The sequence below is a fragment of the Nocardia sp. CC201C genome, from assembly GCF_030010695.1.
Taxonomy (GTDB): domain Bacteria; phylum Actinomycetota; class Actinomycetes; order Mycobacteriales; family Mycobacteriaceae; genus Nocardia; species Nocardia otitidiscaviarum.
The window spans coordinates 1-20,831 of sequence record NZ_JASCXP010000088.1 but is presented as its reverse complement, the minus strand read 5'-3'; the positions used below and the strand labels follow the sequence as shown (position 1 = coordinate 20,831).

Sequence of the window (20,831 nt, the reverse complement as noted above, 5' to 3'; positions counted from 1 at the left end):
GCCGCCGAGGCGGAGCTGAAGGAGAACCCGGCCACCAAGACCCCGGCCGACTTCTGATTCTCAGCCGCGAGGCTTTTGTTCACCTTGCCGACCGTTTCCGTTGGGTAGCGGTCGGCAAGGTGTGACCACCACAGACTTACTCACAACAGGAGGCTCGCCCCAGATGGCGAACTACACCGCCGCCGATGTGAAGCGGCTCCGCGAGCTCACCGGCTCCGGCATGATGGACTGCAAGAAGGCTCTCGAGGAGAACGGCGGCGACTTCGACAAGGCCGTCGAGTTCCTGCGCATCAAGGGCGCCAAGGATGTCGGGAAGCGCGCCGAGCGCGCCACCGCCGAGGGTCTGGTCGCCGCGCAGGACGGCGTCATGATCGAGATCAACTCCGAGACCGACTTCGTCGCCAAGAACCAGGAGTTCCAGGATCTGGCGAACGCGGTCGTGACCGCGGCCGCCAAGGCCCGCCCGGCCGACCTGGACGCCCTCAAGGCCGTCGACCTGGGTGGCAAGACCGCCGACCAGGCCGTGCAGGAGCTGGCCGCCAAGATCGGTGAGAAGCTCGAGCTGCGCCGGGTGGCCGCCTTCGACGGCACCACCACGGTGTACCTGCACAAGCGTGCCACCGACTTGCCGCCCGCCGTCGGCGTGCTGGTCGAGTACCAGGGCGAGGGCGACGCCGCCGCCGAGGTCGCGCGCGCCGCCGCCATGCAGGTCGCCGCGCTCAAGGCCAAGTACGTGAGCCGCGACGAGGTTCCGGCCGATGTGGTCGAGAAGGAGCGCTCCATCGCCGAGGCCACCGCTCGTGAAGAGGGCAAGCCCGAGGCCGCGCTGCCGAAGATCACCGAGGGTCGCGTCAACGGCTTCTACAAGGACGTCGTCCTGCTGGAGCAGCCGTCGGTCACCGACAGCAAGAAGACCGTGAAGCAGCTGCTGGACGAGGCCGGTGTCACCATCACCCGCTTCGCCCGCTTCGAGGTCGGCCAGGCGTAATCGCCTGAGATACGAGCCAGCCCCTCGCGCAACGAGATTGCGCGAGGGGCTGTTTTGTGGGGCACGACGCCGGCGAGTTCGTGGGGCGGGACGCCATGCGAGTTTTACCAGGACGTCGTCGGTAGGGCGGACACCGCCCCGCGCGACGGCGAGTACGACACCGCGAAGCCAGTCGACCGGTGGCGGCGAGTCGGCCGTGCGCGAGTCGCGGTGTGACGCCTGCCGATCGCGTGGCCGCCCTCATCCTCCCTCGAACAGTTCCTTCAGCCGCTCGAGATCCTTCCGATTGGCCGAACGCATGGCCGCTACCACGACGGGTGCGGCGATCTTCGCGAAACCGGACGGCTCGCCTCGATTGCGCAGCGTCATGCGCGTCCCGCCGTCCGCCGTGTCCTGCCATGTGTAGGTCGTCTCCATCGGAAACGGCCCTGCCGCGGTGCTCATGACGAACCGCTCCCCGGGCACCAGTTCCCGCACCTCGTAGGTGTAGGCGAGTTCGCGTCCGAGGAACCGCGCCACGAACGCCATCCGCGAACCCACGGCCGCTGGTTTCGCGGTGAGCCACTGAACCGAGCGGATATTCGCGTACCACCGGGTGACATTGTCCGGATCGGCCGCGAAGGCCGCCACCTCCACTCGCGGGCGAGCGATCTCGATGGTGGTCGCGACATCGACGGACATGTGCCGATGCTACGCCGGAGCACGTAGGCCGTCGGCGGTCCGAGGCTTGGCGGACACCGCGATCCGTGCCGGATGATGTTCACCGGCGAAATTCTCACCGGGAACGAGGGTCGGGTCACCCTCGCGCCCGCGCGTGAGGCAGGATAGATAAAGCTCGTCGCCGTCCCGTGCAATACGCATATCGGGATGGTCTTTTCATGTGCGTGCGCAGGCTCGCTGCCGAGGGAGAAGGAGACCGATGACGGACCCGGATACGGCGCCCGACCGCAAGGGCTATCGCCGAGTACTCCTCAAATTGGGTGGTGAGATGTTCGGCGGGGGCAAGGTGGGGCTCGACCCGGATGTCGTGCAGACGGTCGCCGAGCAGATCGCCGAGGTGGTCTCCACCGGTGTGCAGGTCGCGGTCGTGATCGGCGGCGGCAATTTCTTCCGCGGCGCCGAACTCGAGGAGCGCGGGATGGAGCGGGCCCGCTCCGACTACATGGGCATGCTCGGCACCGTGATGAATTCCCTTGCGCTGCAGGACTTCCTGCAGAAGCAGGGGATCGACACCCGGGTGCAGACCGCCATCACCATGGGGCAGGTCGCCGAGCCGTACCTGCCGCTGCGCGCCAAGCGGCATCTGGAGAAGGGCCGCGTCGTCATTTTCGGCGCGGGTATGGGTATGCCGTACTTCAGCACCGATACCACCGCCGCGCAGCGCGCCCTGGAGATCGGTGCGGAGGTGGTGCTCATGGCCAAGGCCGTCGACGGCGTCTTCACCGCGGATCCGCGCGAGGACGCCGCCGCCACCATGTTCACCGAGATCACGCACAAGGAAGTCCTGGAGCGTGGTCTCAAGGTGGCCGATGCCACCGCGTTCAGCCTCTGTATGGACAACCAGATGCCCATCCTGGTGTTCAATCTGTTGACCAAGGGCAATATCGCCCGCGCCGTGGCCGGTGAGAAGATCGGCACGTTGGTGCGGACGTGAACCGCACGGACCGCGCCGACCGAAACGAACGATGACGCTGTGGAGGAAACGCCGTGATTGAAGAAGCGCTCTTCGACGCCGAGGAAAAGATGGAGAAAGCTGTCTCGGTGGCGAAGGACGACCTGGGGTCCATTCGGACCGGTCGCGCGAATCCGGGCATGTTCTCCCGGATCGTCATCGACTACTACGGGTCGCCTACCCCGATCACCCAGGTGTCGAGCATCAATGTGCCCGAACCGCGCATGGTCGTGATCAAGCCTTACGAGGCCGCGCAGCTGGGCGCCATCGAAACCGCCATCCGCAACTCGGATCTGGGTGTGAACCCGACCAATGACGGCCACATCATCCGGGTGAGCGTTCCGCAGCTCACCGAGGAGCGCCGCCGCGAGATGGTGAAGCAGGCCAAGTCCAAGGGTGAGGACGCCAAGATCTCCATCCGCAATGTGCGCCGCAAGGCCATGGAGGAGCTGGGTCGCATCCAAAAGGACGGCGAGGCGGGCGAGGACGAGGTCGGCCGCGCCGAGAAGGAACTGGACAAGACCACCCACAAGTACGTCGCGCAGATCGACGAACTGGTCAAGCACAAGGAATCGGAACTGCTCGAGGTCTGAGCCGGTCGGCGGCGCCGGCCGGGGGTAGGGACGAACGGACGACAAGTGAGCGACAGGACAATCGTGGCCGAAGATACTGCCGCCGCAGACAATGCGACGCCGTCGGAGGTTACGGGGGCGGCGCGGCAGCCCGCGACCCCGGGCACATCCGGCGATCCAGCGCGCACGGGTTCGTCGGCCGCCATACCGGATCCGGTCCCGGCGTCCGACGGCGACAAGGGCGGCAAGTCCAAGGCGGGCCGCAACCTGCCCGCCGCCCTGGTGGTCGGTTTCGGGTTGGGGCTGTCGCTCATCGCGATCCTGCTGTTCGTGCCGAAGGTTCTCATCGGCGTGATCGCGGTCGCCATGGCGGTGGCCACCTGGGAGGTCGCCAAGCGGCTGCGTGAGGCCGATGTGCTGGTGCCGCGCATTCCGCTGCTTGTCGGCGGTCAGGCCGTCATCTGGCTGGCCTGGCCCTTCGGCACCGAGGGGGTGGCGGGGGCCTTCGCGGCGACCGTGCTCGCCCTCATGGTGTGGCGGCTGTTCGACCATGGGCTGCGCGCCACGCCGCGAAACTACCTGCGCGACACCGCGATCAGCATCTTCGTTCTCGCCTGGGTGCCGCTGCTGGCCTCCTTCGCCGTCCTCATGCTGCTCGACGACGACGGCAATCTGCGGGTGCTGACCTTCATGATCCTGGTGGTCTGCTCCGATGTGGGCGGCTATGTCGCCGGGGTGCTCTTCGGCCGCCATCCCATGGTTCCCGCCATCAGTCCGAAGAAATCCTGGGAGGGCTTCGGCGGTTCGCTGGTGTTCTCGGTGATCGGCGGTCTGCTCACGGTGACCCTGCTGTTGCAGGCGAATTCCATGATCGGCGTGCTGCTGGGCGTGGGTCTGGTGCTGGTGGCCACCACCGGCGATCTGATCGAATCCCAGATCAAACGGGAGCTGGGCATCAAGGATATGGGCACGCTGCTGCCCGGGCACGGCGGCATCATGGACCGGCTGGACTCCATGCTGCCCTCGGCGTTCGTGTCCTGGCTGGTGCTGACCGCGCTGCTGTGAGGTCGGGGGCTCCGGTACCGGTGGAGCCCCCGTCCCGTCAGCCCGCCTTCTTGGCCGCGCGGCGCAACTGGAAGATGCGCCAGCCGCCGACCAGCGCCATCACCAGCGCGCCGATGATCACCGACAGCAGTACCAGTACGCCGATCGGCATCTGGAACCGCCAGGCGAAGAACTCGACGTGGGCCGTCTCCAGATTTTGCAGGATGAAGACCAGCAGCACGATGCCCAGCAGCGCGGCGATGATCAGGGCCAGCCAGGTGTAGCCGGTGCGGGTTTTCAGCGCCCGGTCGATGGACGTATCCGGTTTTCTCGTATCGGTCTGTTTCTCGTCGATCTGCTTTTCGGCGATCGGTTTTTCGGGCTCCGGGTGTTCAGCGTCCCCGGGGTTCACGGCGTCGGCTGTCATACCCTCGATCATTGCGGATAGCTATGGCCAGTGCACGGATATTGCCCGTTGTCTCAGGTATGTCGGACTCGCCGGGGATGGCCGGGTGGTGTGATCAGCACCGCCCGCCCCGGCAGCCGCGGGAAGGCAGTCGGATGGGACACTGGAGAGGTTATGACTGCCCCCCTGCCGCTCGTCTTCGACGCCCCCCGCCGTGGCATGCCGCCGCGGCACCTCGCCGACCTCGATGCCGAGGAGCGGCGCGCCGCCATGGCGGACCTGGGGCTGCCGAAGTTCCGCGCCGACCAGATCGCGCGCCAGTACTACGGGCGGCTGCAGGCCGATCCCGAGCAGATGACCGATCTGCCCGCCGATATGCGCGCCAAGGTGGGTGAGGCGCTGTTCCCGCCGCTGCTCACCCCGGTCCGGCATATCGCCTGCGATGACGGCAGCACCCGCAAGACACTGTGGAAGGCGGGCGACGGCACCCTGCTGGAGTCGGTGCTCATGCGCTACCCCGACCGGGCCACGCTGTGCATCTCCAGCCAGGCCGGCTGCGGTATGGCCTGCCCCTTCTGCGCCACCGGCCAGGGCGGCCTGAACCGCAACCTCTCCACCGCCGAGATCGTCGACCAGGTGCGCGCCGCCGCCGCGGCGCTGCGCGACGGCGAGGTCGCCGGTGGGCCCGGCCGCCTGTCCAATATCGTCTTCATGGGTATGGGCGAGCCCCTGGCCAACTACAAACGCGTGGTCAACGCCGTTCGCCGCATCACGTCTCCGGCTCCGGACGGACTGGGTATCTCCCAGCGCAATGTGGTGGTCTCCACGGTCGGCCTGGCCCCCGCCATCCGCAAACTCGCCGACGAGAATCTGTCGGTGACCCTCGCGGTTTCCCTGCACACCCCCGACGACGAACTGCGCGACACCCTGGTCCCGGTGAACAACCGCTGGCCGGTCGCCGAAGTCTTGGATGCGGCACGCTATTACGCCGACAAGTCCGGTCGCCGCGTGTCGATCGAGTACGCGTTGATCCGTGACATCAACGACCACCCCTGGCGCGCCGATATGCTCGGTGAGAAGCTGCACAAGGCCCTGGGCTCCCGCGTCCATGTGAACGTCATCCCGCTGAACCCGACTCCGGGCAGCAAATGGGACGCCTCCCCGAAACCCGTTGAGCGCGAGTTCGTCCGCCGCGTCGAGGCGCAGGGCGTGCCCTGTACGGTTCGCGATACCCGTGGTCAGGAGATCGCCGCTGCCTGCGGGCAGCTCGCCGCGGAAGGATGAGCGGACTCGACCCCGAGGTGTTCGGTTCCACGAAGGACCGGCCGTCGAAATGGGTCTCGCCCGACGAACTCGCCCGACGGCTGGCATTCGTTTCGACCGACGACCTGGTCGAGTTCATCGTGGACGCCAGGAATTCCTGGCATCAGCGGCGAAAGTGTGTTCGCGCGTTGGCGGGACGCGCGCTATCGATCCCCAGCTGCTTGCGTGGTTGCGGAGTGTGGATTCGGAATCCGTTCGATATGTGGCGTCTCGCGTCGCGATTCTGACCGCGCGGGGGATGCTGGGTGATCTGGAGGTGGCGGACGCGCTGGTCGAATTGGCGTCGAGTCCGTGGGGCCATCTCGGTGGCCCCGCCGACCACGCTATCCAGCGCTTGATCATTGCCCATGGTCTGCCCGCGGCGCTCGGTGTGGATTCTCCATGCGCATGCAGGTCGCCGTTGCCGATCAGGTAGCTGAACGCGGCGATTTCGAGCAGTTGCAGCGTAGCCAGGGGGCGTGAGCCGCGGCCCTCGGCGACCGCATCCGCGAGAGCTTTGATCGCTTCCTGCAACGTGATCCGATACCTCGCGGCAGGGTATCGGCCGAGGATCTGGCAGGCATCCTCTTGGGGCAGGCGGCGGGTCGGGCGCCGGCGGGCAGTACCTGAACATCGCCGATGGTATCGGCGCCGACCGCGAGCAGGATGGCGAAGTGGTCGTCCTCGCTGGTTCGGGTGGCCTCTCGTGATGGCGGTCAGGCGCAGTCCCTCGGGAAGCAGACCGGCGAAGAAGGGCGGTACCGAACCTCCGGTCGCCCGGAATTTCCCCGCGCGCTCGGGCAGGGTGAAAGCGACCGGCGGAGTCGTCGGATCGGCGAGATAGGGGTACACCGGTAGGCCGGGAGAGAAGAACGGTGGCGTTCGTCGAATCAGGACTGGTCATCGCGAGATCGCCAGGCGTCGAGGAGGTCAGCGGGAGGGAAAGCGGTCCTCTCCGGACCCACACTCGACCGGTGACTCGCGGATCCCAGCGTCAGCCGGTAGCCCCCGCTGGGCGGGTGACCGGGACGATCGTGACGTGGTCCTCGATGCCGGCGAAGTCGTTGGGGTTGGTGGTGTACAGGGGCAGTCCGTGACGCGCTGCGGTCGCCGCGATCATGAGGTCGGCCGTCCGTCGGCGCGGTTGTCGGCCGATTGCGTAGACCGAGGCGCAGATCAACCCGAACAGTCGTGCGGCTTCGCTGTCGTAGGGGAGCGTGTCGCCGAACGTGGCTTCGGCGTGTTGCAGTACAGCGATCCGGCGGGCGCGGCGGCCAGGATCGTCGGTGGCGTACGGCCCGCGTGAGAGCTCGCCAAGTGTGACGGCGGTGATGGCGGACTCGACAGGAAGTTCGGCCGGATCGAACAGAGAGAAGGCCGCGACGATGCTTGTGTCGAGAACGCCCCTGGCTCGACGGGTCACAGCCCGGTTCCTTCGAGCGGGTCGCCGGAGAGTTCGCCGTCACCCCGGACGACGAACCTCGCGGATACCCTGGTCCCGGTGAACAACCGCTGGCCGTTCGCCGAAGCTTGGACGCGGCACGCTGGTCGCCGAAAGAGCTTACGGTCCAGGTGGATCCGAGGTTCGCGCCGGGACGAAGGTCTTTTGTCCCAATGCCAAGGTGTACGTGGTGAACGGCTATCCCGGCACGGGCATGGAGGTCGTCACAGTCATCGGACGTGGCCGCGGCCGGAGCCCCCGCCTGGTCCGAGCCGACATGCCGACGAAGCATCTGACGAACTGGCGAGTGCGCCTCGTGTACAGCCCGGCCGTACTACGACGGATCACCGACCCCGATATCCGCTTTCTGGGTTCCCTCGTCGCCGATGAGTCGCCAGATCCTGGATCAGCCGAGTATCGGAAGCGGCTCGAGCGCTTGGCCGCCGTGTGGCCGTCAGCGCACGGCGAAGCCGCTTCCCGTCCGGACTCCGGGAGCTGACTTCATGGCGCGGGGCGCAGCTCCTCGATCCGATCAGTCGGCGTCTGCGGTACCGTTCGATCGGTCCAATTCGTGCAGAACCTGTGCTGATAGAACGCGTCGCGAACCAGGAGCTGATATGGGCACAGCGGTTGATCGGAAGGCGTGGCGAGAGCTGGTCGACGGGCTCGTCGAGCAGAAGCGGCGACTTGTGACGTTCGGAGACCATGAGTCGGACACGATGCCGAAGCCGGGTGCGAGCGAGGAGCAGCTGCGGGCGGCGGAGTCCAGGCTGGGGCGTCGGCTCGATCCGCAGTATCGAGAACTGCTTTCGGTGGCCAATGGATGGGACCACTTCTGGATCAGCTACAGCCTGCTGGGCACCGAGGACATCGGCTCAGGTCCGCGCTGGGAATCGGGGTTGACGCAGGCTGGGATCTGGTTCGATGACAACGACTGGGGAGACGAGATCGGCGCTCCCAACGACCCGGCCAGCTTTCAACTGGTGGTCGAGAACGGCAACGGCTACAGCGGCAACGTATTCCTGTTCGTCGGCCCGGCGTCGGATCTGCCGATCGGTGCGGCGGTTCCGCTGCCACCGGAGATGACCTACCCCGATCTGTACAGCTACGTCCGCGCCCAGCTCGACAGCATGACCGCCGACGCCGATCAGGCCACGTTGGGCGAGTATTCGGAACCCTGGCAGGGCCGCAACCTCCGTGCCGCCCCGCCGACAATGGCCGAGATCGTCGCGAAGATCGGCGAGTTGATCCAGAGCAGGAATCCTGACCGCCCCGCACCGTTGCGGGCCGGTGCGACGGTAGCGGAGCTGGACGCGCTCGACCGTGAACTGGGCGGCAGGCTGCACCCCGAACATCGGGAGCTGCTGTCGGAGTCGAATGGACTTGCCACCCCGTATTGGGGCCTCGGGGACGTCCTGTCGGTACAGGACATCCGTGACGGGGTTCGGTGGCGAGAAGAGTTGGCGCGCAAGCAAAGCGACGAGGACTACCGGTATGATCCGCCCGCCTGGACCGCCGAGGCCGCCCAGATCCTGGCCTCCGGGCAACAGCGAGACAAGCCGGCCCCGCTGGTCGAACGGGTCGGATATCTCCCGACCATCCCGTTCGCGATGTCCAGCACGACGTTCTACGGCATCGACATCACCGACGGCTGTGTCCGGGATCTTCTGCAAGACGGCGAGTACTTCACCAAGTACGGCCGACGTCCGGCCATGGGGCGGACCGTCCGTGACCACCTGCTGAAGGGTTGCCGGGACCTGTGGTGGCTCTCCCGGCTGCGCGCCGCCGGTCAATAGGGCCACCCGCCACCGCATCGACACCAGCGATGGCCGGGTCCGCGATTATTCGCGGCCTCGACCAGCGGCTCGCGCTGATCGAAGGCATGGGCGTGGCCCTCCCGGACCGAGCAACCGGGTTGATCATGCCGGGGGTCTCGATGCTGGCGAAGTCTTCGCGGTTGGGGGCGTGGTGATGACGTTAGGCCGACGGCATCGGACACGCTGCTGGTCGTCGAGGTCGTATCACCGAATACGGTGACCGCGGATTTGGTGGAGAAGCGCGCGGAGTACGCGCGGCTGGGCATCCCCTACTACTGGATCGTGCGCATGGTGCAAGACGACAGTCCCGCGGCGTCGATCGAAACGTTGCGGCTCACCGCCGAAGGGATCTACGTCCTGGAGAGGATGTCGTTGCGGGCGCGTGGAGATGCGACGGCGATCGATGCTGTGGATCCACTCACCGTGACCATCAGCTGGAATCAACTCGATCTCGGCTTGGACTGACCCCGACGGTGGTGGGCTGAGCGGCTGCTGGGTACGGACCGCGGCCGCCATGCCGCGTGAGGTGCCGCGCGAATACCTCGACAGGCATATGCTCGTGGTAACTGGCACGTTTCGTATCGAGGTCGTCGTGGCGCATATCGATCCGCACACCACGCAACGCGACCTGAGCGCAGGGTTCGCGGCGGAGCTCGAGGCGGGCGGGTTCAGTGCGGCTCGGGAGATCGGGCGGGGCGGGTTCGGGGTGGTGTATCGGTGTTTTCAGGCGGCCCTGGACCGGACCGTCGCGATCAAGGTGTTGACGGCGGATCTGGATTCCGAGGCGCTCGAACGGTTCGTGCGGGAACAGCTCGCCATGGGGAAGCTGTCGGGGCATCCGAACATCGTCACCGTATTCGAGGTGGGGTCCACCGCGACGGGGCGGCCCTACATCGTGATGCCGTACCACGGGCACGGGTCGCTGGATGCGCGGATTCACCAGCACGGCCCGCTCGAATGGCCGGATGTGCTGCGTATCGGGGTGAAGATCGCGGGTGCGCTGGAGACCGCGCACCGGCGCGGACTGCTGCACCGGGATGTGAAGCCCGGCAATATCCTGCTCACCGAGTACGGCGAGCCGCAACTGGCCGACTTCGGAATCGCCCGGCTGGCAGGCGGTTTCGAGACGACGGCGGGCACCATCACGGGATCGCCCGCCTACACCGCGCCCGAGGTGTTACAGGGGCAGGTGCCGGATGCCACGGCCGACGTGTACAGCCTGGCCTCGACCCTGTTCTGCGCGGGGACCGGGCACGCGGTGTTCGAACGCCGCAACGGTGAACAGTTGGTCGCGCAGTTCGTGCGGATCACCCGGCAGCCGCTGCCGGACCTCGGTGACGCCGGCCTACCGCCCGACCTGATCGGCGTGATCGAAACCGCCATGGCCCGGGATCGCGGTGAACGCTACCCCAGCGCAGCGGATTTCGGGACTGCGCTGCGCGAGGTTCAGCTCCGGCTCGGGCTCGCACCCGACGAGATGCCGCTGCCCGTCCCCGCCGCGGACTCGCTCGCTCCGCGCCCGGCCACCACCCCGACCGGACGGCGCCGCACCACCACCCGCACCACCCCGCCGGTACCCGCCACCCGGCTGCGTCCACCGGAACGCACCCGGCCGCTGGTCGAACGCCCCCGTCTGCTCGCACCGCTCCGGCACGGATGCGACCGCAGGCTCGCGGTCATCCACGGCCCCACCGGCTTCGGCAAGACCACGGTGGCCGCGCAGTGGTGCGCGGCCGTGCGTGCCGAGGGCGGGTCGGTGGCGTGGCTGACCGTCGACAGTGACGACGACAATGTGGTGTGGTTCCTCTCGCACCTCATCGAGGCCGTGCGCGCGGTCCGGCCCGCGCTGGCGCGGGAACTCGGCGAACTGCTCGAGGAACACGGCGACGAGGCCGGACGTTTCGTGCTGACCGAGCTCATCAACGATATCGACCGGCGCGGTGAGCAGCTGACCGTGGTGATCGACGACTGGCACCGCGTCGCCGACCCCGGCACCGTTGCCGCACTGCGCTTCCTGATCGAAGGCTCCAGCCCCGTCCTGCACCTCGTGGTGACCAGCCGCAACCAGACCGGGCTGCCCATGAGCACCATGCGGGCCCGCCACGAGCTGGTCGAAATCGGCCCCGCCGCACTGCGTTTCGACTCCGATGAAGCCTACGACCTGCTGGTGCGGCTGGGTGGGCTGGACCTGGATCGCGGCGATGTGGAGGACCTCACCGAGTCCACCGGCGGCTGGGTCGCTGCCCTGCAACTGGCGGCACTGTCGCTGCGCGGCAGCGACGAACCGGGACGCCTCATCGCCCAGCTGACCGGCCGCCACCACGCCATCGGCGCGTTCCTGGCCGAGAACGTGCTCGACACCCTGGAACCCGAGACGCTGGACTTCATGGTGGCGACCTCGATCACCGAACGCGTCTGTGGCGATCTGGCTTCCGCGCTCACCGGAGTTACCGACGGGCACGTGCTGCTGGAGCGGATCGAACAGCAGGACCTGTTCCTGCGCCGTCTCGACGGTGGTCGCTGGTTCCAATACCACCATCTGTTCCGGGATTTCCTGCGGCAGCGGCTCGAACATGATCTGCCCGAACGTATCGACCTGCTGCATCGGACGGCCTCGCGCTGGTTCGCCGAGCATCGGCACGTCAGCGAGGCGGTGGATCACGCGCTGCTGGCCGGGGACGAGACCGGCGCCGTCGACATCGTGGAACGCGACGGCATGTCACTGCTCGAGTACGGGCAGATGGCCAGCCTCATCGGGCTGGTGAACAAATTGCGCCCGGCGGTCATAGAATCGCATCCCCGGCTGCAACTGGATCTGGCGTGGGCGAATATCCTGCTGCACCGCGCCGACGCGGCGGAACGCGCACTGCGCCTTGCGGAATCGACCTTCGACCACGACGGCCTCGACGCCGACGCCACCGCCCTGCTGCGCGCCGAGGCGGGCGTGGTGCACGCGGTGGTGAGCGTGCGCCGGGATGTGCTGATCGGAGTGGAGGAGATGCTGGCGCCATGCTTCGCGCGCGCCGACGAACTCTCGCCCTATGTGGTGGCGATCGGGGCCAATGTGGCCTGTTTCGCGGCGGCCTACCGCTACGACTTCGACGAGGCGGTGCGCATCCAGGACTGGGCGGCACCGTATATGCGCCGGAACAAGGGGTTCTACAACAAGGTGCACGGCCTGTGCTTCCTCGGTCTGGCGGCGAGTCTGCAACTCGAGATCGAACGGGCCGAACACTACTTCCGGGCCGCGCTGAAGGTGGCGAAGCAGTCCGGCGGGAGCCACTCCTACGGTGCTCGGCTCGCCGGATCGCTGCTCGGTGAACTGCTGTACGAGCGAGGCGAGATCGGTGTGGCGGAACGGCTGCTGGACGAGGGCTACAAACTGGGGCCGGACGCCGGGGTGGTCGACTTCAAGCTGGCCCGCTACGTGGTCGGGGCGCGGATCAAGGCCCTGCGCGGGGACCGTGCCGCCGCCATTCGCCGACTGAACGAGGGCGCGCGCGTGGCGCATTCGATGTCGCTGCCCCGACTGCGGGCCGAAGTGGAGAACGAGCGGCTGCGGCTCGGCCTGCCCGCGCATCCCGACTTCGGTCCGCTGCCGGTGGTCGATTACGAGCGGCGTCGCGAGCCGATGGACGAGATCGACGAATTCACGGTGCTCTACGAGGAGTTCACCGCCATCCGGCTGCTGCTGGCCGAATCCTCGCCCGCCCGTACCGAACTCGCGTACCGCTGGGCGCGGGAGTGGGTGGATCGGCTCGAATCCGTGCACCGGCCGAGGGAACTGCTCAAGGCCCGGCGCATGCTCGTCGCCTGCCTCGCCGCCACCGGACGCACCGAGGCCGCGAAGGTACTGCTGGCCACCGTGTGCGCGCAGTGCGCGGAGCACGGGTCGGTGCGCTACATCCTCGACGGCGGGCCGCATGTGGTGTCGACGCTGGCCGCCCTGCACGAGGATCGGGTCGCCGGTCGATGGCGGCCGGAATGGCCCGAGGTGCCGGACGGATTCCTGCGGTCGCTGGTGGAAGCCGAAGCCGCACAGACGATCTAGCCCGAGCGTTCGAGTCTCAGGGTGGCGCGGCGGGACGCGCGGCACCCGGTGACGGCCGGGACCCGTGGCCCCGTCCACCGATGAGCGCGTTCAGGCGTCGGCGATGCGCACACCGGGATGATTGGCGCGTTGGTTGCGGGCGGCGAGTTCCACCGTGCGCGCGATGCGCCGAGCGCGGGTCTCGGGGCGTTTCGCGCTGGCGATCCATTCCAGGATCAGCCGTTTCGAGGACGGCGGAAAGCGGCGGAAGTTCGCGTCGGCCACGGTGTTCCGCTCCAGCGGGCGTCGCAGGTCGGTGGGGATGGCGGTGGCGGCCGCATCCGGCAGCGGCTGCCAGGTTCCGTCGGTGCGCGCACGCTCGATCACCGCTCGACCTCGCTCGGTCATCAGTCCCTGCTCGATCAGGCGCGCGGCTCGGTCCCGGTTGACCTTGCTCCAGGTGCTGCGCGGGCCCCTCGGTGTGAATCGCAGTATCGAACTGTCCGCGTCGTAGGTGCGGTGCACGCTGTCGATCCAGCCGAAACACAGTGCCTGCTCCATGGCCTCGTGCATGCGCACACTGGGGATGCCACAACCGACATGCCGGATCACCAGCCACGCCTCGGTGGTCGTGTGGCTGTGTTCGGCCAGCCAGACGCGCCATTCGGCCGCATCGCGTGCGACGACGGTGGTCATCTTCTCGTCTCCTTCTCGATGGATGTCGAGAACTATCCTCCGCACATAAGTGCTCATCGAGTGAGCGCTTATGTGCGTGGATGACCTGGCCAGGGGCGCGCGCCGCGCGGTAACGTCGAGAGCGTAGGCGCCAGGCTCGTCGAGGAGGCCGCCGTGTTCGTGGCTACCGTGATCGTTTCCATTCTGCTGGCCGTGCTGCTGTCCGGTTCGGCGTTCGTCAAGCTCACCCGGCGGGAGCCCTTCGTCCAGGGCTACACGGCCATCGGGGTACCGGATACCTGGCTGCCGTGGCTGGCCGGGGCGCTGCTGGCCGGGGCCGCCGGGTTGATCGTCGGGCTCTGGTGGGTGCCCATCGGTATCGCCGCCGCCATCGGGCTCATCGCCTACTTCCTCGGCGCGATCGGATTCCATGTTCGCGCCACGGATTGGAAGAACCTGGTGGCCCCGCTGGCGATGACGGCGTTGTCGGTGGCCGTGCTGGTGCTGAGAGTGCTCAGCATGTGAAGTCCGCACTGCGCCAGATCATCCCGGCACGCGACGGGCCCGCGAGAACTTCAGCTTCGGTGCGGGCGCCGGCCGGGCACACGCTCGTGCCCGAGTGGGTCGGCCGCTGGCCCGCACGGGTCCGGTAGCGGCTCGGCGTGCGTAGCGGTGGTCCGCAGCGCCGCGAGCAGCCTGCCCGCCTCGGCGACGACGAGAGGTAGGGCAGTGGTGGGATCCTCGGTGCGCGCCAGCATCATTCCGCCCTCGCAGAGCGCGCCGAAGACGAGATGGCGGCGGATCTGGAGGTCGCCGGGGGATAGCTCGCCCTCGGCGGTCGCCAGGGCCAGTCCGCTGGTGAGTACGCGCAGGGTGTGGTCGGATTCGATCTCGCGCACGGTGTCCCAGCCGAGTACGGCGGGGGCGTCGAGGACGACGATGCGGCGGAAGCGCGGCTCCAGGCTGCGTTCGAGGAAGGTGCGGCAGCCGGTCAGCAGGGCGGTCCAGGAGTCGGGAGCGGCGGCGGCGACCTGCTCCAGTTCGGCTGCCATCCATTCCTGTTCGGCGATGAACGCGGCGCGGAAGAGGGCTCGCTTATCGGTGAAGTGGTGATAGGCCGCGCCCTTGGTGACACCGGCCGCGGTAGCGATGGCGGCAATGGAGGTGGCGGCGTAGCCATTGTGCCCGAACAGGTTTCGGGCGGCTGCGACGAGTTTGCCGGTGGTGGTGTCCGACCGTTCGGCTTGGGTGCGGCGCGTGCTCACGCACTCAATGTATCCGCCGACGGATCATTGACTTGCGTACTCGGGGTATGCAAGTCTCGAAATGCGTACCCAGAGTATGGAAGTTGATCACCATGACGAGCTACGCCATTTACGGGGCCACCGGCCACACCGGCCGACTGGTCATCGCCGAACTCCTCTCCCGCGGCAAGGACGTCATCGCGTCCGGCCGCGGTCCCGACAAACTGGCCGCCCTGGATTCGATCGGCACGGCGGGCTCGATCGCAACGCACACCGCCGCCGTGGACGACGCCGAATCGCTACGCGCACTTGCCGATACCGCCGATGTGATCGTCAACTGCGCGGGCCCGTTCGCCGTCACCGGTATGCCGGTCGCGCGGGCCGCGGCCGAGGCGGGCTGCCACTACATCGACCATTCCGTCGAGGTGCACCCGGTGCGGCAGCTGTACGACACCCTCGCCGAGACCGCGCAGCGCGCCGGGATCACCATGATCCCGAGTCTCAGCTTCTACGGCGGCCTCGGCGACCTGCTCGCCGGTGCGGTGGCGCGCGGGGTCGCCGACATCGACCGCATCACCGTGGCGTACGCGGTGACCAACTGGAGGATGACCACGGGAGCGGTGAATACGGCCCGGCTGCTGTTCGCCGACACCGAGCGCGTCGGCTTCGAGAACGGGGAACTGCGCATCGGATTCGTGGAACCGCGCAATGCGGTCTTCGCCTTCCCGCCACCCGTCGGACCGCGTACCGTCATCGCGCCCGTCCCGTTCCCGGAGGCGTTCACCGTGCCCCGGCACACCACCGTGCGTTCGGTGGAAGCGCAGCTCACCGCCCGCACCTTCGAGGAGGAACAGGCGTTCGCCAGTGAACACCTCGACGCCGCCGACCGCGCCGACAGCGAATTCACCATTGCCGCACAGGTTCTCGGCGCATCGGGATCGGCATCCGGCACGCTGCGCGGACGTGATCTCTGGCGGGCGGGTGCGCTCGCCTCCGTGGAGGCCGCTGTCCGCGTCACCGGGGGCGCGGTGAAGAGCGGCGTCGTCAGCCCGGGCGAAGCCTTCGACGCGCCGGAATTCCTCGGCGCACTGGCCGATCGGGGCGCGTTCACGGTCGACCTGCCGACCGGATCCTGAGGAGGGCGGCATGGAACCGATACTCGTCACCGGCGCGGCCGGCGGCACCCAGGGCTCCACCGGTCGCCGGGTCGTCGAGGCACTGCGTCGTGCCGATCGGCCGGTCCGCGCCCTCGTGCGCGCCGACGACGCCCGCGCCGCCGAACTCCGGGAGCTGGGCGCGGAGGTCGCCGTGGGCGATCTCCGCGAGATCACCACCGTGCTGCCCGCCGTGCACGGGGTGCGCCGCGCGTACTTCACCTATCCGGTCACCGCCGGAATGCTCGACGCCACGGCAGCTTTCGCCGCGGCCGCGCATCGCGAACAGCTCGAACGCGTGGTCGCGGTATCGCAGCTCGGTTCGGATCCGCAGGCGGGCACCCCGCACATGCGCAGGCACTGGGTCGCCGAACAGGTCCTCGACCGCGCCGAGATCGGGGCCGTGCACCTGCGGGCGGCGGTGTTCTTCGAGAATCTGCGGGTGGTGGTCGAGCACAGCGGCGCTCTGGCGCTGCCGCTCGGCTCACCCGATACCGTGCTGCCCCTGATCGCGGCCGAGGACGTCGCGCGGGTGGGCGCCGGCCTGCTGCTGCGCGCCGACAAGGCGGACCCGGTGTACTGGCTCACCGGAGAGGTGCTGACCGCGGGCGAGGCGGCAGCGGCCTTCGGCGTGCGCTACGTCGACGTCGACCCGCGGGAGTGGGAGCGCACCGCCGCCGCGCGGTACCGGGACGAGGTCGTCGTCGAACACCTCTCCCACCTCTGGCGCATGTTCGCCGCCATCGGATCCGGCCACCAGCTCTACCGCGTCACCGAGGCCATCGCGGATATCGGCGGCCGACCACCGCTCACACTGCGCGAATACGTGGCCCGCCACCGCCCCGACGCCTGACCGCGACGCCACCCGGCCCGGGATATGCTGCGGCGGACACCGACCGCAGGGGGAGAGCCCGTGACCAGCGAACAATCGCAGCCGAACCAGCACCCGGACCTACGCCCGCCGTATCCGGAGCAGCCGTGGCACTCGGCGGCGGCTCCGGACGATCGGACCGCGCGGCCACACGCTACCGAGCGACCGCAGGCAGCCGCCGCACCGGACGACCGCCGGTCCGCGGCCGCACAGCCGCCTGCCGGTTCTCCGCCGCCTGCCGATACTCCACCGCCTGCCGATACTCCACCGCGCGCCGAAGCGAACCCACCGGCCGAGACGAAGCCGTACCCTTCCGAGGCGTCGACCCGACCCGGCACCGCGTCGCCGCGGACCGCGGCGAATCCGCAGGCTGTCGATGCGTCGACGGGGCAGGTGTCCACGTCACCACCGCGGACCGAGGCGAACATGCATGCCGACGCGAACCCGTGGGCGAACCCGAGCCCGCGGGCTGATGGGAACCCACCGCCCGTCGACCCGCCCACGCAGTACATGTCCACGCCCCCGCCGCACCTGCCCCCGCCCGGCGGCGCGCACCCCCCGCGACCTGCCGACGCACCCACACAGCAGGTGGCGACGCCGCCCTCCTACCCCGCCGCACCGACGTCCTATTCCGCCGGATACCCGGAATTCCCCGGCGCGCCGTCGTCGTACGCGGCCGCACCCGGGCATGATCCCGCCGCGCCGCCACCGTATCCGGCCGCGTACCAGCCGTATCCGGACGCCGCGGTCACGCCGCCGGGGCCGCCGCGTCCGGTCCGGAACGCCTACTACCTCATGCTGGCCGGGGCGGTGCTGACCGTCCTCAGTACGCTGATCGGCTTTCTGCAACTGCCGTCGCTGCGCGAGGAGATGGCCGAGACCACGGAGGGCGTGTTCACCCAGAGTGAGCTGGACACGCTGGTGGCGGTCTCGTTCGGGGTCGGCGTGGTGTTCTCGCTGATCTCGGTGGGGCTGTGGGTGTGGATGGCCTTCGCCAACCGGGCCGGGAAGAACTGGGCCCGCGTCACGGCCACGGTCCTCTTCGGCCTCTACACGGCGTCCATGCTGTTCGCCGTGATCGGCATCTTCATGCCGGAGGCGCGCACCACGGTGGTGTCCACGGTGTTCAGCGTGGTGCTGTGGTGCGTCGGCCTCGCCGCGGTGATCCTGCTGTGGAACAAGCAGTCCACGGCGTACTTCCGCCCGGCCCCCGCCGGGTACGCGCCCTACGCCGGACCGGCGGGAATGCCGTATCCCGAACAGCCGGGAGGGCCGTACCCCGGGCAACCTGCGAATCCGTATCCCGGCCAATCGGGAGCGCCGTACCCGGGGCAGCCGGGAGCGCCTTATCCCGGGCAACCGGGGGCTCCGTACGTCGGATCCGGTACCCCGCCCACGGCGGGTGGCCCGTACTCCGGTCCGCCGGGAGCCTGATCGGCCGCATCGGGAACGGGCGTTCTACCATCCTGTTCCGCGGTCGCGCCGGGGCCGGTTGCCGGTGGCCCGGCGCTCCTCGCGCTGGGCCTGCACCCGCTGCGCCTCGGCGCGCACCTGCTCGGCGTTCGCGCGTTCGCGCACCAGCCAGTCCGGCGGATCCGCCAGCAGCTCCGCGATCTCGGCGGCGGTCAGCGCGTCGGCGACCTCGGCGCGGCTCAGGCCGCTGTTGGTGATGCCGAGTTTGCGGGCGGTGATGTCGCGGGGGAACGGGCCGTTGGCGCGCAGGTCGGTCAGCCACTGCGGCGGGTTCTCGCGCAGTTCGTCGAGTTGGGCGCGGGAGATCGGAGTGCCGCGGAACTCCTCCGGCGTGGCGGGGAGGTAGACGCCGAGTTTGTCGGCCGCCGTCAGCGGCTTCATCAGTTGGGAATTCTGGTCCGGGCTCACCGACCAAGCCTATCGGGCGGGTCGGCGGGGCCGATCCGGCGGTTCAGTACGCTGTCGGGAATGACCAACGACGACGCGTCCGCCGACGCTCCTGCGCTGCGGGTCGGGTTCGTTCCCGGTGTCACGCCCACCAAATGGGAGCGCAAGTGGGGCGAGCGGTTTCCCGGACAGCGCCTGGAACTGGTCGTCGTCGCCCAGGGGGAACAGGACGAGGCGCTGCGGTCCGGACGCGTCGACATGTGCTTCGTGCGGCTGCCCATCGACCGGGAGGGTATGCACGCCATCCCGCTCTACCGTGAGGTGCCGGTCGTGGTGGTGCCCAAGGACCACCCCATCTCGGTCTACGACGAGGTGAGCACCGCCGACCTGGCCGACGAGCGCGTGCAGGACACCGCCGATCTGGATGCCGCCGCCGGTGCCATCGAACTGGTGGCCGCCAATGTCGGGGTCGCCATCGTGCCGCATTCCATCGCCCGTCTGCATCACCGCCGGGATGTGGTGTTCCGGACGGTCACCGACGCACCCGACACCCAGATCGCGCTGGCCTGGCCGGTCGAGGCGACCTCGGATACCACCGAGGAATTCGTCGGCATCGTGCGCGGCCGGACCGAGCGCAGCTCCCGATCGCCGTCCGGACGTGAGGCAACCGGGGAGCAGCCGAAGCGGTCGGTGCAGAAGCGGCAGAAGACGGGGAGTGGCCGACCGGCTGCCGGGCAGCGTGCGGGAGCCGGCCGGGGGCGTGCCGCGGGTGGGCGTAACGGTCGGCGCAGAGGTCGCTAGCTGCGCTTATAGCCTGTGAGCTATACCGCTTCGGTCCGTTTTCGATGGCTTTGTGACGTAGATCATGCACACTTCCTCGAATGCCGAAAGTTGGCCCACTACGGGACTTTTCAGACCTGCGGTCTGGTTCTATTGACGCTTTCCTAACATTCAGCACTTTCTAAGTTACTTTTCAGCAACAATCTGCTGGACACTTGACCACGGGTGCTCACCGAGGACCCGCGCTCCAGAAGTTGGATGCGCGAAACGCTGTTTCGAAAGCGACGCACACATATGAAGTTCACGAAGGTCGCCGCAACCTCGGCCCTGGTCATCGCGGCACTCGGCATTGCCACCGGCACCTCCTACGCGGAGCCAGCCCCGGCTCCGGCCCCCGCGCCGGGCGTCATCCCCTCGCTGATCGACGGTGTCAACCAGGGTGTGAACCAGGTGCTGCCGGGAATTCACTGGCAGACTCGCATCGAGGGCGACGCCGTCGTCGTCGAGACCGACCATGGCTCCCTCGCCAATGACAACGGCCAGTTCCAGGTGCGCGACGACGCCGGAAACGTCGTCGTCGGACTCCCGCTCGCCTTCACGATCGGTGATCTCGAGTACCCGATCGACGCTGCCATCGACGGTCTGCGTGCCACTCTGACCCCGCGCACCGATGCCGCGCACCCGGTCGCGGCGGACAGCAACCCGCTGCGCCACGATGTGGTCCGCCAGGACGCGTTCGATGACGCGGTGTCCGCGGCCGCGACCCAGTTCGGCATCATCACTTCGATCGGCACCCTCATCGGCACCATTGTCGGCGGTGGCGCGGGATGCCTGCTCGGTGCGCTGGCAGGTGGTGCCGCATTGGCGATCGGTGGCGTCACGATCATTCCGGGTGCCCTCATGGGCTGCATCACCGGTGCGGGCATCGGCATTCCGCTGGGTGCCGCCGCGGGTCTGGTGCTGACCGGCGTGCCC

At 68.4% G+C, this 20,831-nt stretch carries 21 protein-coding genes and 1 pseudogene; 15 read left to right on the top strand and 7 right to left on the bottom strand.

Features of this window, described 5'->3' with window-relative positions; genetic code table 11:
• Positions 1–163: 163 nt before the first annotated feature.
• Positions 164–988 (top strand): translation elongation factor Ts, encoded by an 825-nt coding sequence (tsf, locus tag QK444_RS12290; RefSeq protein ID WP_282779834.1) that lies wholly within the window; start codon positions 164–166, stop codon positions 986–988.
• Between the two features lie 240 nt (positions 989–1,228).
• Here tsf and QK444_RS12285 read toward each other — a convergent pair whose 3' ends face one another.
• Positions 1,229–1,669 (bottom strand): SRPBCC family protein, encoded by a 441-nt coding sequence (locus tag QK444_RS12285; RefSeq protein ID WP_282779832.1) that lies wholly within the window; start codon positions 1,667–1,669, stop codon positions 1,229–1,231.
• Between the two features lie 238 nt (positions 1,670–1,907).
• On the opposite strand from QK444_RS12285, the gene pyrH reads away from it, so the two are divergent.
• The 3 genes from pyrH to QK444_RS12270 all read left to right on the top strand — a co-directional run bounded on the left by pyrH (position 1,908) and on the right by QK444_RS12270 (position 4,297).
• Entirely contained in the window at positions 1,908–2,642 is a 735-nt protein-coding gene (gene pyrH, locus QK444_RS12280; protein WP_029929994.1) for a UMP kinase, read from the top strand.
• A gap of 53 nt (positions 2,643–2,695) precedes the next feature.
• Positions 2,696–3,253: a ribosome recycling factor gene (gene frr / locus QK444_RS12275; protein WP_029929992.1), complete on the top strand. Its 558-nt coding sequence runs from the start codon at positions 2,696–2,698 to the stop codon at positions 3,251–3,253.
• 183 nt (positions 3,254–3,436) lie between these two features.
• Positions 3,437–4,297, top strand: a complete 861-nt coding sequence (locus QK444_RS12270; RefSeq protein ID WP_282779839.1) for a phosphatidate cytidylyltransferase — start codon at positions 3,437–3,439, stop codon at positions 4,295–4,297.
• A 37-nt stretch (positions 4,298–4,334) separates the two neighbouring features.
• Here the strand turns inward: QK444_RS12270 and QK444_RS12265 are convergent, their stop codons facing one another.
• On the bottom strand, positions 4,335–4,703 hold the full coding sequence (locus QK444_RS12265) for a lipopolysaccharide assembly protein LapA domain-containing protein (protein WP_282779830.1): 369 nt from the start codon (positions 4,701–4,703) through the stop codon (positions 4,335–4,337).
• Between the two features lie 153 nt (positions 4,704–4,856).
• On the opposite strand from QK444_RS12265, the gene rlmN reads away from it, so the two are divergent.
• Complete coding sequence (rlmN, locus tag QK444_RS12260; RefSeq protein ID WP_282779829.1) at positions 4,857–5,966, top strand: 23S rRNA (adenine(2503)-C(2))-methyltransferase RlmN; 1,110 nt, start codon at positions 4,857–4,859, stop codon at positions 5,964–5,966.
• A gap of 426 nt (positions 5,967–6,392) precedes the next feature.
• Here the strand turns inward: rlmN and QK444_RS12255 are convergent.
• A pseudogene (locus QK444_RS12255) lies at positions 6,393–6,827 on the bottom strand (HipA N-terminal domain-containing protein); the annotation flags it as partial.
• Positions 6,828–6,978: 151 nt separating this feature from the next.
• Positions 6,979–7,407, bottom strand: a complete 429-nt coding sequence (locus QK444_RS12250) for a type II toxin-antitoxin system VapC family toxin (RefSeq protein ID WP_282779827.1) — start codon at positions 7,405–7,407, stop codon at positions 6,979–6,981.
• A 635-nt stretch (positions 7,408–8,042) separates the two neighbouring features.
• Here QK444_RS12250 and QK444_RS12245 point away from each other — a divergent pair.
• The 4 genes from QK444_RS12245 to QK444_RS12230 all read left to right on the top strand — a co-directional run bounded on the left by QK444_RS12245 (position 8,043) and on the right by QK444_RS12230 (position 13,293).
• Complete coding sequence (locus QK444_RS12245) at positions 8,043–9,221, top strand: SMI1/KNR4 family protein (RefSeq protein WP_282779826.1); 1,179 nt, start codon at positions 8,043–8,045, stop codon at positions 9,219–9,221.
• A gap of 29 nt (positions 9,222–9,250) precedes the next feature.
• On the top strand, positions 9,251–9,397 hold the full coding sequence (locus QK444_RS12240; RefSeq protein WP_282779824.1) for a hypothetical protein: 147 nt from the start codon (positions 9,251–9,253) through the stop codon (positions 9,395–9,397).
• 28 nt (positions 9,398–9,425) lie between these two features.
• Positions 9,426–9,707, top strand: coding sequence for a Uma2 family endonuclease (locus QK444_RS12235; RefSeq protein WP_349239521.1), 282 nt, complete (start codon positions 9,426–9,428; stop codon positions 9,705–9,707).
• A 127-nt stretch (positions 9,708–9,834) separates the two neighbouring features.
• On the top strand, positions 9,835–13,293 hold the full coding sequence (locus tag QK444_RS12230; RefSeq protein ID WP_282779822.1) for a serine/threonine-protein kinase: 3,459 nt from the start codon (positions 9,835–9,837) through the stop codon (positions 13,291–13,293).
• A 90-nt stretch (positions 13,294–13,383) separates the two neighbouring features.
• Here QK444_RS12230 and QK444_RS12225 read toward each other — a convergent pair whose 3' ends face one another.
• Positions 13,384–13,968, bottom strand: a complete 585-nt coding sequence (locus QK444_RS12225) for a YdeI/OmpD-associated family protein (RefSeq protein ID WP_282779820.1) — start codon at positions 13,966–13,968, stop codon at positions 13,384–13,386.
• A gap of 159 nt (positions 13,969–14,127) precedes the next feature.
• Between QK444_RS12225 and QK444_RS12220 the strand changes: the two genes are divergently transcribed.
• The gene (locus tag QK444_RS12220; protein ID WP_282779818.1) at positions 14,128–14,472 is read left to right on the top strand and encodes a DoxX family protein; all 345 of its coding nucleotides are present in this window, start codon (positions 14,128–14,130) and stop codon (positions 14,470–14,472) included.
• Positions 14,473–14,522: 50 nt separating this feature from the next.
• On the opposite strand, the gene QK444_RS12215 is transcribed toward QK444_RS12220, so the two are convergent.
• A complete protein-coding gene (locus QK444_RS12215) occupies positions 14,523–15,212 on the bottom strand; it encodes a TetR/AcrR family transcriptional regulator (RefSeq protein ID WP_282779816.1) in 690 nt (229 codons plus the stop codon).
• A gap of 92 nt (positions 15,213–15,304) precedes the next feature.
• On the opposite strand from QK444_RS12215, the gene QK444_RS12210 reads away from it, so the two are divergent.
• From QK444_RS12210 to QK444_RS12200, 3 genes are all read left to right on the top strand, one after another.
• Entirely contained in the window at positions 15,305–16,327 is a 1,023-nt protein-coding gene (locus QK444_RS12210) for a saccharopine dehydrogenase NADP-binding domain-containing protein (protein ID WP_282779836.1), read from the top strand.
• Between the two features lie 10 nt (positions 16,328–16,337).
• Positions 16,338–17,198 (top strand): NAD(P)H-binding protein, encoded by an 861-nt coding sequence (locus tag QK444_RS12205; RefSeq protein WP_282779814.1) that lies wholly within the window; start codon positions 16,338–16,340, stop codon positions 17,196–17,198.
• A gap of 528 nt (positions 17,199–17,726) precedes the next feature.
• A complete protein-coding gene (locus tag QK444_RS12200) occupies positions 17,727–18,650 on the top strand; it encodes a hypothetical protein (RefSeq protein WP_282779812.1) in 924 nt (307 codons plus the stop codon).
• A 24-nt stretch (positions 18,651–18,674) separates the two neighbouring features.
• On the opposite strand, the gene QK444_RS12195 is transcribed toward QK444_RS12200, so the two are convergent.
• Positions 18,675–19,097, bottom strand: coding sequence for a DUF5997 family protein (locus QK444_RS12195; protein WP_282779810.1), 423 nt, complete (start codon positions 19,095–19,097; stop codon positions 18,675–18,677).
• Positions 19,098–19,157: 60 nt separating this feature from the next.
• On the opposite strand from QK444_RS12195, the gene QK444_RS12190 reads away from it, so the two are divergent.
• A complete protein-coding gene (locus QK444_RS12190) occupies positions 19,158–19,877 on the top strand; it encodes a LysR family substrate-binding domain-containing protein (RefSeq protein WP_282779809.1) in 720 nt (239 codons plus the stop codon).
• A gap of 273 nt (positions 19,878–20,150) precedes the next feature.
• Positions 20,151–20,831 (top strand): hypothetical protein (locus tag QK444_RS12185; RefSeq protein ID WP_282779807.1); only part of this gene is annotated, 681 nt, incomplete at its 3' end.